Here is a 15,950-nt window from a genome sequence, read left to right as displayed (position 1 = left end):
AGAGGCCCTGAAGCCCTCTTTGTCACTGCTTGCGTTTACTGTCGGTGCATGGAAGGCACTGCACCGCACGCGTACGACCACGAGGCGGCCTACGACAAGGCCGCCGTCGAGCGATGGGCCACCGAGCCGGACAAACGGCCGGGGCGCACCGCCTTCCAGCGGGACCGCGCGCGCGTCCTGCACTCCTCCGCGCTGCGCCGCCTCGCAGGAAAGACCCAGGTGGTCACGCCCGGCACGCGCAGCAACGAAGCGTGGGACGCCAGCGCACGCACCCGTCTGACGCACTCCCTGGAGTGCGCCCAGGTCGGCCGCGAACTCGGCGCCGCCCTCGGCTGCGACCCCGACCTGGTCGAGACCGCCTGCCTCTCCCACGACATGGGCCACCCGCCCTTCGGGCACAACGGCGAGCAGGCGCTGAACGAAGTCGCCGAGAGCTGCGGCGGTTTCGAGGGCAACGCCCAGTCCCTGCGCCTCCTCACCCGCATCGAACCGAAGCGGTTCGTCCGGAGCGAGGAGACGGACGAACTCGTCAGCGTGGGGCTGAATCTGACCCGTGCCGCCCTGGACGCCGCCACCAAGTACCCCTGGCCGCGCGGCGCGCACCCCACCGACCTCGATTCCCCCAAGTTCGGGGTCTACGAAGACGACCGGCCGGTCTTCGACTGGGTCCGCAAGGAGGCCCCGAGCCGCCGCAGCTGCTTCGAGGCCCAGGTCATGGACTGGTCGGACGACGTCGCGTACTCGGTGCACGACATCGAGGACGGCCTGCACGCCGGGCACCTCGACCCGAACCTGCTGCACGCGGAGCCCGAGCGTCAGGACATCTTCGCCGTCGCCATCGGCCGGTACGTACCGGCGGACACCGACCCCGAAGAGCTCTCCGAGGCCCTCGACCGCCTCCTGGAACAGGAGTGGTGGCCGCATGGGTACGACGGCTCCGCCATCGCCCAGGGCCGTCTGAAGGACGCCACGAGCCAGCTCATCGGCCACTTCTGCCTCGCCGCCGAGACCGCCACGCGCCTGCGGTACGGCAAGGGCCCGCTCACGCGGTACGCCGCCGAGCTCGTCGTCCCGCGCGAGGCCCGCCACGAGTGCGCGGTCCTCAAGGCCGTCGCCGACCGGTACGTGATGCAGCGCCCCGCCCAGGAGCGGCTCCGCGCCGACCAGCGGATCGTCGTCGCCGAGCTGGCCGAGGCGCTCACGGCCCGCGCCCCCGAAGGGCTCGACCCGCAGTTCCGCGCGCTCTACGACACCGCGGCCGACGACCGCGCGGCGCTGCGCGTGGTCGTCGACCAGATCGCGTCGCTCACGGACGCCGCCGCCCGTTCCCTGCACGCGCGGCTCACGGCAAGACACCCCTGACATATGCGGAATGAGCCGATCGACCACGGGGCGTGACGAAAACTGGCCGGATCGGTTCGCAACCCCTTCCCCCATCACGCTGCGTGCGGGACGCTCCCCCGTGACGGCAAGGCTTTGAGGAGGCATCAAGTGGTCGACGCGGATCAGACGTTCGTCATTGTCGGAGGAGGTCTCGCGGGCGCGAAAGCGGCCGAGACACTCCGGTCCGAGGGCTTCACCGGCCGGGTGATCCTCATCGGTGACGAACGCGATCACCCGTACGAGCGCCCACCCCTGTCGAAGGGATATCTCCTGGGCAAGGAGGAGCGCGACAGCGTCTTCGTCCACGAACCCGCCTGGTACGCACAGGCGGACGTGGAGCTGCATCTCGGCCAGACCGTCGTCTCCATCGACCGGGCGGCCAAGGCCGTCCACCTCGGTGACCGCGCCGTCATCCACTACGACAAGCTCCTTCTGGCCACCGGCGCCGAGCCGCGCCGCCTCGACGTCCCGGGCACCGGCCTGGTGGGCGTGCACCACCTGCGCCGCCTCGCGCACGCCGACCGGCTGCGTCAGGTTCTCGCCACTCTCGGCCGGGACAACGGCCACCTGGTGATCGCCGGAGCGGGCTGGATCGGCCTTGAGGTCGCCGCGGCCGCGCGGACGTACGGCGCGGAGGTCACCGTCGTGGAGCCCCAGGCCACCCCGCTGCACGCGGTCCTCGGCCCCGAGATCGGCCAGATGTTCACCGACCTGCACGCCGAGCACGGCGTGCGCTTCCACTTCGGCGCCACGCTCACCGAGATCGCGGGCCAGGACGGCCTGGTCCTCGCCGCCCGCACGGACGACGGCGAGGAGCACCCGGCGCACGACGTGCTCGCCGCGATCGGCGCCGCCCCGCGCACCGCGCTCGCCGAGTCCGCGGGGCTCGAGATCGCCGACCGTGCGCACGGCGGCGGTGTCGTGGTCGACGCCTCCCTGCGGACCTCGGACCCGGACATCTTCGCGGCGGGCGACGTGGCCGCCGTCCAGCACCCGCTCTTCGACGCGAGGCTGCGCGTGGAGCACTGGGCGAACGCCCTGAACGGCGGCCCTGCCGCGGCCCGCGCGATGCTCGGCCAGGACGTGACGTACGACCGGGTGCCCTACTTCTTCTCGGATCAGTACGACGTCGGTCTGGAGTACTCGGGATGGGCGCCCCCGGGGTCGTACGACCAGGTCGTGGTCCGAGGCGACGCGGGGAAGCGGGAGTTCGTCGCCTTCTGGCTGAGCGAGGGCCGCGTGCTCGCCGGGATGAACGTGAATGTGTGGGACGTCACGGACACCATCCAGAAGCTGATCCGCACGGGCGCCCGGCCGCCCGCCGAGTCCCTCTCGGACCCGTCCGTCCCGCTGGAGTCGCTGCTTGGGTGAAGGGGCCGGGCGGGAGTGTCACAGCCGGGCCGTAGTATTCCTACGTGGCAGGCAGGATCAATGACGAGGACGTGAAGGCGGTTCGGGACGCGGTCCCGATCGACGCCGTGGTCTCCGACTACCTCCAGCTGCGGAACGCGGGCGGAGGCAACCTCAAGGGCCTGTGCCCCTTCCACGACGAGAAGTCACCGTCCTTCCAGGTCAGCCCGAGCAAGGGTCTTTTCCACTGCTTCGGCTGCCAGGAAGGCGGAGACACGATCGCCTTCGTGATGAAGATCGACCACCTCACCTTCTCGGAGACGGTCGAGCGCCTCGCCGCCCAGGCGGGCATCACGCTGCGGTACGAAGAGGGCGGGTACAACCCCTCGAACCAGCGCGGGGAGCGCATCCGCCTCGTAGAGGCCCACAAGATCGCCGCGCAGTTCTACATCGACCAGCTGGAGAGCCCCGAGGCGGAGATCGGCCGGAAGTTCCTGGCCGAGCGCGGCTTCGACCAGGCCGCCGCCGCGCACTTCGGCGTGGGCTACAGCCCCGCGGGCTGGGACCACCTCACCCGGTTCCTGCGCGGCAAGGGCTTCAGCGACAAGGAGCTGGTCCTCTCCGGCATCTCCCAGGAGGGCCGCCGCGGCCCCATCGACCGCTTCCGCGGCCGTCTGATGTGGCCGATCCGCGACATCAGCGGCGAGGTCGTCGGCTTCGGCGCGCGCCGCCTGCGCGAGGACGACAACGGCCCGAAGTACCTCAACACCCCCGAGACGCCGATCTACAAAAAGGGCCAGGTGCTCTACGGCGTCGACCTCGCCAAGAAGGAGATCGCCAAGACCTCCCGCGCGGTCGTCGTCGAGGGGTACACGGACGTCATGGCCTGCCACCTCGCCGGTGTCACCACCGCCATCGCGACCTGCGGCACCGCCTTCGGCGGCGACCACATCAAGATCCTGCGCCGCCTCCTGATGGACAACGGCTCGGCGCGGGTGATCTTCACCTTCGACGGCGACGCGGCAGGCCAGAAGGCCGCCCTGCGCGCCTTCGAGGACGACCAGAAGTTCGCCGCCGAGACGTACATCGCCATCGCGCCCGAGGGCATGGACCCCTGCGAGCTGCGCCTGGCCAAGGGGGACGCGGCGGTCGCCGACCTCGTCGAACCCCGCACGCCGCTCTTCGAGTTCGCGCTGCGCCAGATCGTCGGGCGGTACGACCTGGAGACCCCCGCGGGCCGCGCCGCCGCCCTGGACGAGGCGGCGCCGGTCGTGGCCCGCATCAAGAACAGCGGCGCACAGCACGAAGTGGCCGTCCAGCTCGCCGGGATGCTCGGCATCATGGACACCCAGTTCGTGGTCAAGCGCGTCGCCCAGCTGGCGCGCTGGGCCCGCGACCGCGGCGGCAGGGGCCCGGCCCCGCAGCAGCAGCGCACGCGCCAGGACCAGCAGTACGCGGCCGCGGCACCGTCCGCGCCATCGGGCCCCGCGCTCACCCTGCGCAGCCCCGCCCACCGCACCGAGCGCGAGCTGCTCAAACTGGCCCTCCAGCGCCCCGAGTTGGTCTCCCCGGCCTTCGACGCGTACGGAGTGGACGAGTTCACCGCGCCGCCGTACGCGGCGGTGCGCCAGTGCGTCGAGGAGGCGGGCGGCGCCGAGGCGGGCATCCCCGAGCCGCAGACCTACCTCGCCCGCGTCCTGGACGCGGCGCCGGACGACACGGTCCGCGCGATGGTCACCGAGCTGGCCGTGGAGGCGATTCTGCGCAGATCGGTGGACGAGATCTATGCGGGCACCCAGCTCGTCCAGGTCAGGCTGCGCGCCGTCGACCGCCGCATCCGCGACGTCCAGGGCAGCCTCGCCCGCCTGAGCGCACAGGGGGACCCCGCACAACTGGCGGCCGTCCAGAACGAGTTGTGGGTCCTCCAGCAGTACGGCAGGGCACTGCGCGAGCGCGGCGCGGACGCACTCTGAGCTCCCGCTCGGGGAGGCGGCCGCCCACCCCGTGCCCTCGCTCCGGACAGGGGTCGAGCCCTCTCCGGGCCGAGATCTGAGGTTCGCGTACGCCCGGCTGGTTACCCGTCGGGTAACCACGCGGTCACGGACCGGACTCAAAAAGTCACCGCACGCCCCTCGTGGCGGCCGTGTGTCGTGCCCCACACTGGGTTGCGGTGCCTGAGTCCTCGGAGCGCGGCCGGCCCGCAGACAGCGGATGCGGATCCGGTACACCCGCGATTCCACACATCGTGTTCGGGACGGACAGCGGCGAGGCCGTCGAAGCCGATCCCGCTGAACCGCTGCCGCACGCCTCAGCAGCGATCATCATGGAGGTCGCCCCCGTGCAGACCCAGACCCTCACCCAGACCGAGACCGCCGTTGCCGCGGAAGCGGAGGCGGCGGTGGATGCGGACGTCATCGCGGCCGTGCCACCGCAGAGCCGCGCCGCACGGCACCCGGAGGCGGGCCCCGAGAGCCCCGAAGCGGAAGCGGCCCCCGAACCCCCGGACGCACCGGAGGCGCTCGAACCGGACAGCAGTGAGCTGCCCCAGCCCGCCCCCCGCGGCCGCGCCGACACCGGCGGTCCGTCGTCCGACCTGTTCCGCCAGTACCTGCGCGAGATCGGCCGGATCCCCCTGCTCACCGCGGCGGAGGAAGTGGAGCTCGCGCGCGGCGTCGAGGCCGGTCTCTTCGCCGAGGAGAAGCTGCGCCTCGCCTCCGACCTGGACTCCCAACTCGCCCTCGACCTGGACAAGTTGGTCGTGGTGGGCCGGATGGCCAAGCGCCGCCTGATCGAGGCCAACCTCCGCCTGGTCGTCTCCGTCGCCAAGCGGTACGTAGGCCGCGGGCTGACCATGCTCGACCTCGTCCAGGAGGGAAACCTGGGCCTGATCAGGGCAGTCGAGAAGTTCGACTACGCACGCGGCTACAAATTCTCCACGTACGCGACCTGGTGGATCCGCCAGGCGATGTCGCGGGCCCTCGCCGACCAGGCCCGCACCATCCGCGTCCCCGTGCACGTCGTCGAGCTGATCAACCGCGTCGTCCGCGTCCAGCGCCGCATGCTCCAGGAGCGGGGCTACGAACCGACCCCCGAAGAGGTCGCCGCCCACCTGGACCTGGCGCCCGAGCGGGTCAGCGAAGTCCTGCGCCTGGCCCAGGAACCGGTGTCGCTGCACGCGCCCGTCGGCGAGGAGGACGACGTCGCGCTCGGCGACCTCATCGAGGACGGCGACGCGACGAGCCCGGTGGAATCGGCGGCCTTCCTCCTCCTGCGCGAGCACCTGGAGGCGGTCCTCTCCACGCTCGGCGAGCGCGAACGCAAGGTGGTCCAGCTGCGCTACGGTCTCGCGGACGGCAGGCCCCGCACCCTGGAGGAGATAGGCCGGATCTTCGGCGTGACCCGCGAACGCATCCGCCAGATCGAGTCCAAGACCCTCAACAAACTCCGTGACCACGCCTTCGCGGACCAGCTGCGGGGCTACCTCGACTAGCCGGCCTAGTCGACCTCCGCCACGGCCTGCGCGAACTGAGCCGCGTACAGACGCGCGTACGCACCCTCCGCGGCAAGGAGCGCGTCGTGCGTGCCCTGCTCGACGATCGAGCCGTCCTCCATCACCAGGATGGTGTCCGCGTCCCGGATCGTGGAGAGCCGGTGCGCGATGACGAACGAGGTCCGCCCGTGGGCGAGCCGCGCCATCGCCTTCTGGATCAGCACCTCCGTGCGGGTGTCGACCGAACTCGTCGCCTCGTCGAGGACCAGGATCACCGGGTCGGACAGGAACGCCCGCGCGATCGTGATCAGCTGCTTCTCGCCCGCGCTCACCCCCGTGCCGTCGTCGTCGATCACCGTGTCGTAGCCGTCGGGCAGCGTGCGGCAGAAGCGGTCGGCGTGGGCCGCCCGCGCCGCCTCCTCGATCTGCTCGCGGGTGACGTCCTTGGCCGCTCCGTACGCGATGTTCTCCGCGATCGTGCCGCCGAACAGCCAGGTGTCCTGGAGCACCATGCCGATGCCCGACCGCAGTTCGTCGCGCGACATCTGCGCTATGTCGACGCCGTCGAGGGTGATGCGCCCGCCGGTGACCTCGTAGAACCGCATCAGCAGATTGACCAGCGTGGTCTTGCCCGCGCCGGTCGGGCCGACGATCGCCACCGTGTGGCCCGGCTCGACCTTCAGGGACAGGTCCTCGATGAGCGGCTTGTCCTTCTCGTAGCGGAAGGACACGTGGTCCATCTCGACCCGGCCGCGCAGCTGGTCGGGACGCAGCCCCGGCACCGGGTCGGCCTCCTGCTCCTCCGCGTCCAGGAGTTCGAAGACCCGCTCGGCGGACGCGACACCGGACTGCACGAGGTTCGCCATCGACGCGACCTGCGTGAGCGGCATCGAGAACTGCCGCGAGTACTGGATGAAGGCCTGCACGTCACCGATTGACAGGGCGCCGGACGCGACCCGCAGGCCACCCACCACGGCCACCAGGACGTAGTTGAGGTTCGACATGAAGAACATCAGCGGCTGCATGGCCCCGCTGTTGAACTGCGCCTTGAACCCGGCCTCGTACAGCGCGTCGTTCTGCTCGGCGAAGGCCTTCGCCGACTCCTCCTGGCGCCCGAAGACCTTCACCAGGTTGTGCCCGGTGTACATCTCCTCGATGTGCGCGTTGAGCTTGCCGGTGGACTTCCACTGCTGCACGAACTGCGGCTGCGACCGCTTGCCGACCTTCGTCGCCACGAAGAACGACAGCGGCACGGTGACAAGCGCCACCAGGGCGAGCAGCGGCGAGACGTAGAACATCATGATCAGTACGCCGACGATGGTGAGCAGCGAGTTCACCAGCTGGCCCATGGTCTGCTGGAGGGTCTGGCCGATGTTGTCGAGGTCGTTCGTCGCCCTGCTGAGCACCTCGCCGCGCTGCCGCTTGTCGAAGTACGACAGCGGAAGCCGCGACAGCTTCTCCTGGACGTCGCCGCGCATCTTGAAGACGGTCTTGTTGATGGCGCGGTTGGAAAGGCGCGTCGCCACCGCCATCAGCAGACCCGCGATCAGGAAGACCCCGAGCGCGAGCAGCAGGACCTCGCCCACGGCGCCGAAGTCGATGCCCTTGCCCGGCGTGAAGTCGACCCCGGAGAGCATGTCGGCCATGCCGCCGTCGCCCTTGTCGCGCAGGCTCTCGATGGCCTGGTCCTTGGTGACGCCGTCCGGCATGTCACGGCCGACGATGCCCGCGAAGAGCAGGTCGGTCGCCTTGCCGAGTATCTTCGGGCCGAGCACGGTGAGCGCCACGCTGAGCACCCCGGCGGCGAGCATCCCGTACATCGTGGTGCGCTCGGGCCTGAACTGCGCCAGGAGCCGCTTGCCCGACCCCTTGAAATCCATCGACCGGGAGTCCGGCCCCATCATCTGGTGTCCGCCCGGACCGGCCATTACGCGGCCTCCGCTTCCGTCAGCTGGGAGAGCACGATCTCCCGGTAGGTCTCATTGCTCTCCATCAGCTCGTGATGGCGTCCCGTCCCCACGACCCGGCCCTCGTCGAGGACGACGATGCGGTCGGCGTCCCTGATCGTCGACACGCGCTGGGCGACGATCACGACGGTCGCCTCGGCGGTCTCGCGGCCGAGCGCGGCCCGCAGGGCGGCGTCCGTCGCGTAGTCCAGGGCCGAGAAGGAGTCGTCGAAGAGATAGATCTCGGGGCGCTGCACCAGGGTCCGTGCGATGGCGAGCCGCTGGCGCTGACCGCCGGAGACGTTCGTCCCGCCCTGCGAGATGGGCGCGTCCAGGCCCTCCTCCAGGCTCTCGACGAAGCCCTTGGCCTGGGCGACGTCGAGCGCGTGCCAGAGGTCCTCGTCCGTCGCGTGCGGGTTTCCGTAGCGGAGGTTGGTGGCGACCGTGCCGGCGAAGAGGTACGGCTTCTGCGGCACCAGGCCCACGGTCCGCGCGAGCAGCGCGGGCTCGATGGTGTGCACGGGCACGCCGTCCACCAGGACCTCGCCCTCGGTGGTGTCGATGAGCCGCGGCACGAGGCTGAGCAGCGTCGACTTGCCGCTGCCCGTCGACCCGATCACGGCGGTCGTCTCACCGGGCCGTGCGACGAGGTCGATGGCCTTCAGGACGGGCTCCTCGGCGCCGGGGTAGCGGAAGCCCGCGTCGCGGATCTCCAGGTGGCCGTGGCGCCGCAGCTCCGTCACGGGGGAGGCCGGGGGCACCACGCTGCTCTCGGTGTCCAGGACCTCCTCGATGCGCTCGGCGCAGACCTCGGCGCGCGGCACCATCATGAACATGAAGGTGGCCATCATCACGGACATCACGATCTGCATCAGATACGCGAGGAACGCGGTGAGCGCCCCGATCTGCATGCCGCCGCTGTCGATGCGGTGCGCGCCGAACCACACCACGGCGATCGACGAGACGTTCACGACGGTCATCACGATCGGGAACATCAGGGCGAGCAGCTTGCCGGTGCCGAGCGACACATCGGTCAGCTCGGCGTTGGCCTTCCGGAAGCGGTCCTTCTCGTACGCGTCGCGGACGAAGGCGCGGATGACGCGGTTGCCGGTGATCTGCTCGCGCAGCACGCGGTTCACGGTGTCGAGGCGCACCTGCATGGTGCGGAAGAGCGGCCGAAGGCGCTTCACGATCAGGCTCACGCAGATCGCGAGGACGGGCACGACGGCGACGAGGACACCCGAGAGCGGTACGTCGAGACCGAGGGCCATGACGATGCCGCCGACGCACATGATCGGCGCCGACACCATCAGCGTGAACGACATCAGGACCAGCATCTGCACCTGCTGGACGTCGTTGGTGGTCCGGGTGATCAGGGAGGGTGCGCCGAACTGCCCCAACTCCCGTGCGGAGAACGACTGCACGCGGTCGAAGACGGCGGCCCGCACGTCGCGGCCGAGAGCCGACGCGGTGCGGGCGCCGTAATAGACGGCACCGACATTGCAGACGACCTGGGCGACGGTGACGGCGATCATCACGCCGCCGAACGACAGGATGTAGCCCGTGTCGCCCTTCACGACACCCTCGTCGATGATGTCGGCGTTGAGGGTGGGCAGGTAGAGCGAGGCGCAGGTCTGCAGGAACTGCAGCAGCACCAGCAAGGCGATGGGCTTCTTGTACGGACCCAGATGGGCCCGCAGGAGTCGTATGAGCACGGGGTCTCTTCGAGAGGCGTGGGCGGGGTTTCTGGCGTGGGCGCCCCCATACTCCGATACCGCACCCGGGTGCGTGCAACCGATTAAGCCATGACCCGGTAAAAAGTTTGCCTGGGTCAATAAGTAGGTACGTCCCTGCGGGTCCGTCGTGGCTGGTCGCGCCCACGCGGCGGAGCCGCACATGTCACAGCCCCGCGCCCCTTACGGGGCGCTGTCGAACGCCCCCGGATGTGCCTGCTCCCGCACCGTCCGGTACTGCTGGCGCACCGCCTGCCCCACGGCCTGCTCGTCGCCCGGCTCGAAGACCTGCGCGGACGCCCCCTGCCAGTAAGGCAGTTGACCGCTCAGCGCCCAGGCGGCCTGGCGCGCCGCGCCGATCGCCGCGTAGTCCGCGGGCTGCGGCACCACGACCTGCGTGCCGAACAGCATCGGCGCCGCCGCCTGCACCGCGGGCAGTTCCGCCGCCGCGCCGAGCAGGAAGACCCGGCGCACGTCCACGCCACGGCCCCGCAGCACGTCGAGCGCGTCCCCGAGCCCGCACAGCATCCCCTCGAAGGCCGCCCGCGCCAGATGCTCGGGCCGCATCGACTCGCGCCGAAGGCCGGTCAGGGTGCCCGCCGCGTGCGGCAGATTCGGCGTTTTCTCGCCCTCCAGATACGGCAGGAGTACGAGCCCGTGCGCACCCGGCGTCGACTTCATGGCCAGATCGGAGAGCCCTTCGAGATCGGGAACCCCGAGCATCTCGGCGGCGCCGCGCAGCACGCGCACCGCGTTCAGCGTGTGCACCACCGGCAGATGCATCCCCGTGGCGTCCGCGAGCGACGTGATCGTCCCGCTCGGGTCGACCAGCGCCTCGTGGTGCACGGCCATCACGGACCCCGAAGCCCCCAACGAGACGACCGCGTCGCCCTGCTGGACCCCGAGCCCGAACGCCGCCGCCATCGTCTCGCCGGTCCCCGCGGAGATCAGCAGCCCCTCGGGCGTCGTCCCCGCGGCCTCGGCGGGGCCGATCACCTCGGGCAGCATCGTCTGGTGCCCGAGCGCGAGCTCGACCAGATCGGGGCGGTACGAACCCGTCGCCGCCGACCAGTAGCCGGTCCCGGAGGCACCGCCGCGGTCGGTCGTGCGCCGCGCGGGCCGGCCGAGGAGCTGCCACACCAGCCAGTCGTGCGCCTGTATGAGGGAGGCGACGCGCTGGGCCGACTCCGGCTCGCTCTTGGCCAGCCAGCGCAGCTTCGTCACGGGGTGCGCCGCCTGCGGGACGCAGCCCACGGCCTGCGCCCAGGCCTCGCGGCTGCCGAGCCCGTCGATCAGGTCGGCGGCGGCGACCTGCGCCCGCCGGTCGTTGCCGACGAGCGCGGGCCGCACGGTGTTGCCGTGCTGGTCCAGGGGGACGACCGCGTTCTGCTGCGCGGAGACGCCGATGGCCTGCACGCCTTCGAGCAGCCCGCCGCCCGCCGCCTCGCCGAGCGAGAGCAGCCAGGCCTGCGGATCCACGTCCGACGGTCGGCCCGCGCCATCGGGGCCCTCCGTCGGATGCGGGGCATAGCCCTGCTTGAGTACGGCGCCCGTGTCCGCGTCACAGACCACGATGCGCGTGAAATCGGGCGAACTGTCCAACCCTGCGACTATCCCCATGCCTGGAATTCTGCCGCACCGCGCGACGTCTGCCGTACCTCAGCTCCCAGGAGCGGTCCCGGCTACGTATTACTGGTGCCCCAGTCGTCCTCGCCGCTGCCCTGGCCGCGCTCGCGCAGCGACCGCACCCGGTCGGCCACCGAGTCGGGAACCCGGTCCCCCACCTTCTCGGACACGGAGTGGAAGGCCTTGCCCGCCACGTCGCGTCCCTGCTGCGTCGCGGACTCCACGGTGTTGCGCACGGCCGGGTTCTGCGCGAACTCACGAGCGGACTTCTTCAGCTTCTCGTAGCGCTCACGTCCGGCCCGCGTACCGAGCACGTACCCGAGAGCCACTCCAGCCACGAATGTGAGCCGGTAGCGCATGGCTGCCACCCTTCCCTTGCGTCGGCGTCCGAGCGTCTGTCGCCCGTCTGCTGCTCTGCGTCGGCGGTGGGGGGATACCGATTGGCGGAGCACCCCCCTGCTTGCGCTAATGTATGTGTCGCAGCGACCGCCCGCCGCCTGGAGAGTTCCCAGGTAGCTGCGTTCGATGCAACGAGACGATCCCCTGTAGCTCAATTGGCAGAGCAGCCGGCTGTTAACCGGCAGGTTACTGGTTCGAGTCCAGTCGGGGGAGCTCGGTCTCCTGTAGCTCAATTGGCAGAGCAGCCGGCTGTTAACCGGCAGGTTACTGGTTCGAGTCCAGTCGGGAGAGCTGTGAGAAGGACCCTTGAGATTGCCCTCAAGGGTCCTTTTTCGTGCCTGGTGGAACCATGAGGGCGGCCTTGCGGTCCTCATGGTCGAGCGATGCCGACCATCCGAAGCAGGAGATCGTATGAGCGGCTATGCTGCGGCAGACGGCGCGCACAAATGTGCGCGACGCGCCGTTAGGGGCGGTAGCTCAGCCGGTTAGAGCAGCGGACTCATAATCCGTCGGCCGTGGGTTCGAGTCCCACCCGCCCCACCGAAGCGCTGGGGCGCAGGAACGATTCCACCTGCGTCAACAGCGCAAACCTCCCCGCCCGCCTCTTTATGGCGACATGCGAGCTTCAGCTCCGGGATCCGGGGCAGCAGGGCCTCATGAAGATATTGATCGTCCTGGTGGTCATCGGCCTCGCCGCAGCTTGGTACATGCAGTCACGGAAGCGCCGTTGAGCGCGCAGGCCGGGTCCGCGGCTGCCGCGCCGGTGGTCGTGCATCCGCCGTCGGGCACCGGAGGCCGCCGTGTGACGGTCCGTGGACAGATCTTCGGCCTCGCGCACTCGGACGCCGACGTGGTCGAGTTCCTGCGTCAGGCGGGGCTGCCGGACGCCGAGGGGCTTCTCGACGATCCGGCGTGGGTGATGTGGCGCGGTGGCCGTGCCCACCAGTACGAGGCGGCCTAGGGCGGTCTAGAGCGGGGCCTGCCAGGTGGTCGTCGTGCCCGCTCCGACGCCGTCCGTCGTGCCGTCGTCGTAGACCGTCAGGCGCACCCCCGTCCGGCCGTCCGGCAGCGTCGCCCGTGCGTCCACCGCCACCTCGATGCGGGTGACGTCGGGGCGGCGTGACGCGGTGGCCAGTGCGCGGCGCAGGGCGGCGAGGAGGTGGCCCGCCGCCGGGTCCGTGATGCGGGTGTCGACGGCGCCGGTGAAGTGCACCGAGGGCTGTACGCCGACGACCGCCGCCGCGCCCGCCGTCTCGCGCAGCACCTTGCCGCGGAACGTGGTCGGGGCGTCGGCGGGCGGCTGCTGGAGCGCGAAGATCGCCGTACGGACTTCCTGGATGGTGGACTCCAGCTCGTCCACGGCCTGGTCGAGCGTGGACTCGACCTGGGGCGAGCGGTCCCTGCTCCGCGTCGACTCCAGCATCATTCCGGTGGCGAAGAGCCGCTGGACGACGAGGTCGTGCAGATCGCGGGCGATGCGGTCACGGTCCTCGAACACCGCGAGGCGCTGCCGGCTCTGCTGGGCGTCCGCCAGGACGAGGGCAAGCGCGGCCTGCGAGGCGAACTGGGTGGCGAGCAGCCGCTCCACGGAGGTGTAGGCGCGCTCGCCCCTGCGGCGCGGCAGCGCGAGCGTCCCGATGAGCCGTCCGCCCGCCTGCAGCGGCAGCATCAGGCTCGGCCCGAAGTTGGACCGCACGTGCGTGGTCATCCGTGGATCGGTCGCGGAGTCCTCGATGAACACCGGCTCGCCCCCGAGCAGTTGCTCCAACACCGCGCTGCCGGGCTCGATGGTGGTGCCGATGAGGTCGTTCTGGAGGTCGTGCGGATGGGCCGGGGTCCCGCTCGCGGGCTCGGCGGTCTCCTCCTCCGTGGCCGCCGCGACGATCCGCATGCCGCCCTGCTCCGTGGGCTGCAGGATCACCCCCGCGGAGGCGTTCGCGAGGATCCGGGCCTGCTCGGCGACCGTCATCAGCGCGTCGGCCGCCGGTTCGCCGGTGAGCAGGGCCGTGGTGACCGCGGCCGCGCCGTCGATCCACCGCTCCCGCTGCCTGGCCGCCTCGTACAGGCGGGCGTTGCCGATCGCGATGCCCGCCTGGCTCGCGAGGATGCGGAGCAGTTGCAGGTCCTCGTCCGTGAAGGGGCCCTCGCGCTTCTCGGTGAGGTAGAGATTGCCGAACGCCTCGTCGTGGACGTGCACCGGGACGCCCAGGAAGCTGTGCATCTCCGGGTGCCCCGGCGGTACGCCGCACGAGCGCGGGTCCGTGGTGAGGTCGTCCAGGAGCAGCGGCTTCGGCTCGCGGATCAGGGTGCCGAGGAGCCCCGAGTGGCCGTCGGGCAGGGGACCGATGCGGTCCCGCTCGGCCTGGGTCAGGCCCGCCGTGAACAGATCGGTCAGCTTGCCGTGCCCGGGGTCGATGACGCCGAGCGCGCCGTACCGCGCGCCGGTCAGCTCGGCCGCGCTCTGAACGATGTGCTGGAGCGTGGCGTGCAGTTCGAGGTCCGAGCCGACGCCGAGCACCGCGTCCAGGAGGGGGACGAGGGGGAGGGGCAGGTCGTCGCCGTTCATCGGCCTTGGCCGCCCGTGGCCCTGCCGAGGCCGCCGCCCCGCGCCTTCTTGACCAGGCTCAGCAACGAGACCACCATCCACGCACCCTCCAGAAGCAGAAATCCCCACTGCCGTTCGTGGAGAGCATCGCCCGCGGTGAGCCCCGACCCGACGAAGTTCAGCCAGAGGTAGGACCAGGTGCCCGTGCCGAGCCTGCCCGCCTGGGCGAGGACGAAGGCGAGCAGGATCAGCGCGGAGCCGATCAGCTGCACGGTCATCGACATACGGGCGCTCTTCCGCGGGGTGGTGCCGGATCAGCGGGGGAGGGCCGGGATCAGCCGGACAGCGGGTCGAGGACCAGGGGCTGGATCTTGCCCTCCAGCATCGCCCCGAGCCCGAGCACGGCACACACGTCGGGCCGCTCGGCGATCGCCACCGGCATCCCCGTCGCGTCCCGCAGCATCTGGTCGAGCCCCGGGAGCAGCGCGCTGCCGCCGACCATCATGATCCCGCGGTCGGCCAGGTCGGCCACCAGATCGGGCGGGCAGTCCCGCAGCACCTTGCCGATGCCGTCGAGCACGGCGGTGAGCGGGGTGTGGATCGCGTCGCGGACGGCGGCGGTGTCGACGTGCACCGAGCGGGCCAGCCCCGTGGCGACGTCACGGCCGTGGATCTCGGTCGACTCGGGACCGTGCGGAGTCAGGCCGTTGCCTCGCAGGGCGAGCTGCAGCGGACGTACCGACTGGCTCGGCAGCATCAGTTCGTGGTGGTGGCGCAGGTGCTGGACGATCGCGTGGTCGATGGCCTCGCCGCCGACCGGGATCCGCTGGGCGGTGACGATCGAACCGAGCGACAACACCGCGACCTGCGTGGTCGCGGCACCGCACACCAGGATCATGGTCGCTTCCGGCCGCTCCACGGGCAGCCCGCAGCCGACCGCGGCCGCGATCAGCGTGTCCACCAGCTCGACCCTGCGCGCCCCGAGCCCGACCATCGTCTCGACGGCGGCGCGCTGGGCCAGCGGATCCGCGTCGTGCGGCGTGCAGGCGGCGGCGCGCAGGCGCGGCTTGCGGCGCAGGGTGCGCCGGAGCTTCTCGCCGAGGAGGTGGCGCAGCATGCGCTGGGCCATCTCGATGTCGACGACGGTGCCGCCGGAGACCGGCCGTACGACCCGGATGTAGCCCGGCGTACGTCCCGTCATCTGCTCGGCGAACTGGCCGACCGCGATGAGCGCGCCCGTCCGCGTGTTCACGGCGGCGGCACTCGGTTCGTCGACGACGAGACCCGCGCCCTTCACGAACACCCGGGTCCTCGCGGCCCCAAGGTCGACGGCGATGTGGCAGCGGCGCAACTGCTCCAGACTGACGGTCATGGCAGATCCTCCCGAGAGCGCAGACCGTACGGACCGTCGGACGACGGTCCTGTCTCGCATCGTGCGGTGGCCGCGGGCGGCGCGCGCGTTGGGCTGAGCCGGGCGG

At 70.9% G+C, this 15,950-nt stretch carries 12 protein-coding genes and 3 tRNA genes; 8 read left to right on the top strand and 7 right to left on the bottom strand.

What is annotated here, in order from left to right:
* Positions 1 to 48: 48 nt before the first annotated feature.
* The 4 genes from ABZ833_RS39920 to ABZ833_RS39905 all read left to right on the top strand — a co-directional run bounded on the left by ABZ833_RS39920 (position 49) and on the right by ABZ833_RS39905 (position 6,223).
* On the top strand, positions 49 to 1,362 hold the full coding sequence (locus ABZ833_RS39920; RefSeq protein WP_361057878.1) for a deoxyguanosinetriphosphate triphosphohydrolase: 1,314 nt from the start codon (positions 49 to 51) through the stop codon (positions 1,360 to 1,362).
* A gap of 129 nt (positions 1,363 to 1,491) precedes the next feature.
* Complete coding sequence (locus ABZ833_RS39915) at positions 1,492 to 2,754, top strand: FAD-dependent oxidoreductase (RefSeq protein WP_361057876.1); 1,263 nt, start codon at positions 1,492 to 1,494, stop codon at positions 2,752 to 2,754.
* A 44-nt stretch (positions 2,755 to 2,798) separates the two neighbouring features.
* Entirely contained in the window at positions 2,799 to 4,706 is a 1,908-nt protein-coding gene (gene dnaG / locus ABZ833_RS39910; RefSeq protein WP_361057874.1) for a DNA primase, read from the top strand.
* 197 nt (positions 4,707 to 4,903) lie between these two features.
* The gene (locus tag ABZ833_RS39905) at positions 4,904 to 6,223 is read left to right on the top strand and encodes an RNA polymerase sigma factor (RefSeq protein WP_361057872.1); all 1,320 of its coding nucleotides are present in this window, start codon (positions 4,904 to 4,906) and stop codon (positions 6,221 to 6,223) included.
* Positions 6,224 to 6,228: 5 nt separating this feature from the next.
* On the opposite strand, the gene ABZ833_RS39900 is transcribed toward ABZ833_RS39905, so the two are convergent.
* From ABZ833_RS39900 to ABZ833_RS39885, 4 genes are all read right to left on the bottom strand, one after another.
* Positions 6,229 to 8,151 carry an ABC transporter ATP-binding protein gene (locus ABZ833_RS39900; RefSeq protein WP_361057870.1) on the bottom strand — a complete coding sequence of 641 codons (1,923 nt, stop codon included), beginning with the start codon at positions 8,149 to 8,151 and terminating at the stop codon, positions 6,229 to 6,231.
* Positions 8,151 to 9,884, bottom strand: coding sequence for an ABC transporter ATP-binding protein (locus ABZ833_RS39895; RefSeq protein WP_361057868.1), 1,734 nt, complete (start codon positions 9,882 to 9,884; stop codon positions 8,151 to 8,153). Before ABZ833_RS39895 ends, ABZ833_RS39900 begins: the two co-directional genes overlap by 1 nt.
* Before the next feature lie 201 nt (positions 9,885 to 10,085).
* Complete coding sequence (locus ABZ833_RS39890) at positions 10,086 to 11,522, bottom strand: FGGY family carbohydrate kinase (RefSeq protein WP_361057866.1); 1,437 nt, start codon at positions 11,520 to 11,522, stop codon at positions 10,086 to 10,088.
* Between the two features lie 62 nt (positions 11,523 to 11,584).
* On the bottom strand, positions 11,585 to 11,887 hold the full coding sequence (locus ABZ833_RS39885) for a YtxH domain-containing protein (protein ID WP_361057864.1): 303 nt from the start codon (positions 11,885 to 11,887) through the stop codon (positions 11,585 to 11,587).
* Between the two features lie 180 nt (positions 11,888 to 12,067).
* Here ABZ833_RS39885 and ABZ833_RS39880 point away from each other — a divergent pair.
* The 4 genes from ABZ833_RS39880 (at position 12,068) to ABZ833_RS39865 (ending at position 12,888) form a co-directional block, all read left to right on the top strand.
* Positions 12,068 to 12,140 (top strand) — tRNA-Asn (locus ABZ833_RS39880).
* A 5-nt stretch (positions 12,141 to 12,145) separates the two neighbouring features.
* A tRNA-Asn gene (locus ABZ833_RS39875) sits at positions 12,146 to 12,218 on the top strand.
* Positions 12,219 to 12,393: 175 nt separating this feature from the next.
* Positions 12,394 to 12,467: transfer RNA gene (locus ABZ833_RS39870), tRNA-Ile, on the top strand.
* Positions 12,468 to 12,654: 187 nt separating this feature from the next.
* Positions 12,655 to 12,888 carry a hypothetical protein gene (locus tag ABZ833_RS39865; protein ID WP_361057862.1) on the top strand — a complete coding sequence of 78 codons (234 nt, stop codon included), beginning with the start codon at positions 12,655 to 12,657 and terminating at the stop codon, positions 12,886 to 12,888.
* Between the two features lie 6 nt (positions 12,889 to 12,894).
* Here the strand turns inward: ABZ833_RS39865 and ABZ833_RS39860 are convergent, their stop codons facing one another.
* The 3 genes from ABZ833_RS39860 to ABZ833_RS39850 are packed head-to-tail and all read right to left on the bottom strand — an operon-like array spanning position 12,895 to position 15,844.
* On the bottom strand, positions 12,895 to 14,493 hold the full coding sequence (locus ABZ833_RS39860; RefSeq protein WP_361057860.1) for a GAF domain-containing protein: 1,599 nt from the start codon (positions 14,491 to 14,493) through the stop codon (positions 12,895 to 12,897).
* On the bottom strand, positions 14,490 to 14,756 hold the full coding sequence (locus ABZ833_RS39855; RefSeq protein ID WP_361057858.1) for a hypothetical protein: 267 nt from the start codon (positions 14,754 to 14,756) through the stop codon (positions 14,490 to 14,492). Before ABZ833_RS39855 ends, ABZ833_RS39860 begins: the two co-directional genes overlap by 4 nt.
* 50 nt (positions 14,757 to 14,806) lie before the next feature.
* On the bottom strand, positions 14,807 to 15,844 hold the full coding sequence (locus ABZ833_RS39850; RefSeq protein WP_249590079.1) for a rod shape-determining protein: 1,038 nt from the start codon (positions 15,842 to 15,844) through the stop codon (positions 14,807 to 14,809).
* Between the last annotated feature and the right edge of the window lie 106 nt (positions 15,845 to 15,950).

The sequence above is a fragment of the Streptomyces sp. NPDC047525 genome, assembly GCF_040643025.1.
Taxonomy (GTDB): Bacteria; Actinomycetota; Actinomycetes; order Streptomycetales; family Streptomycetaceae; genus Streptomyces; species Streptomyces durmitorensis.
This window is presented reverse-complemented; position numbering and strand designations above follow the sequence as displayed.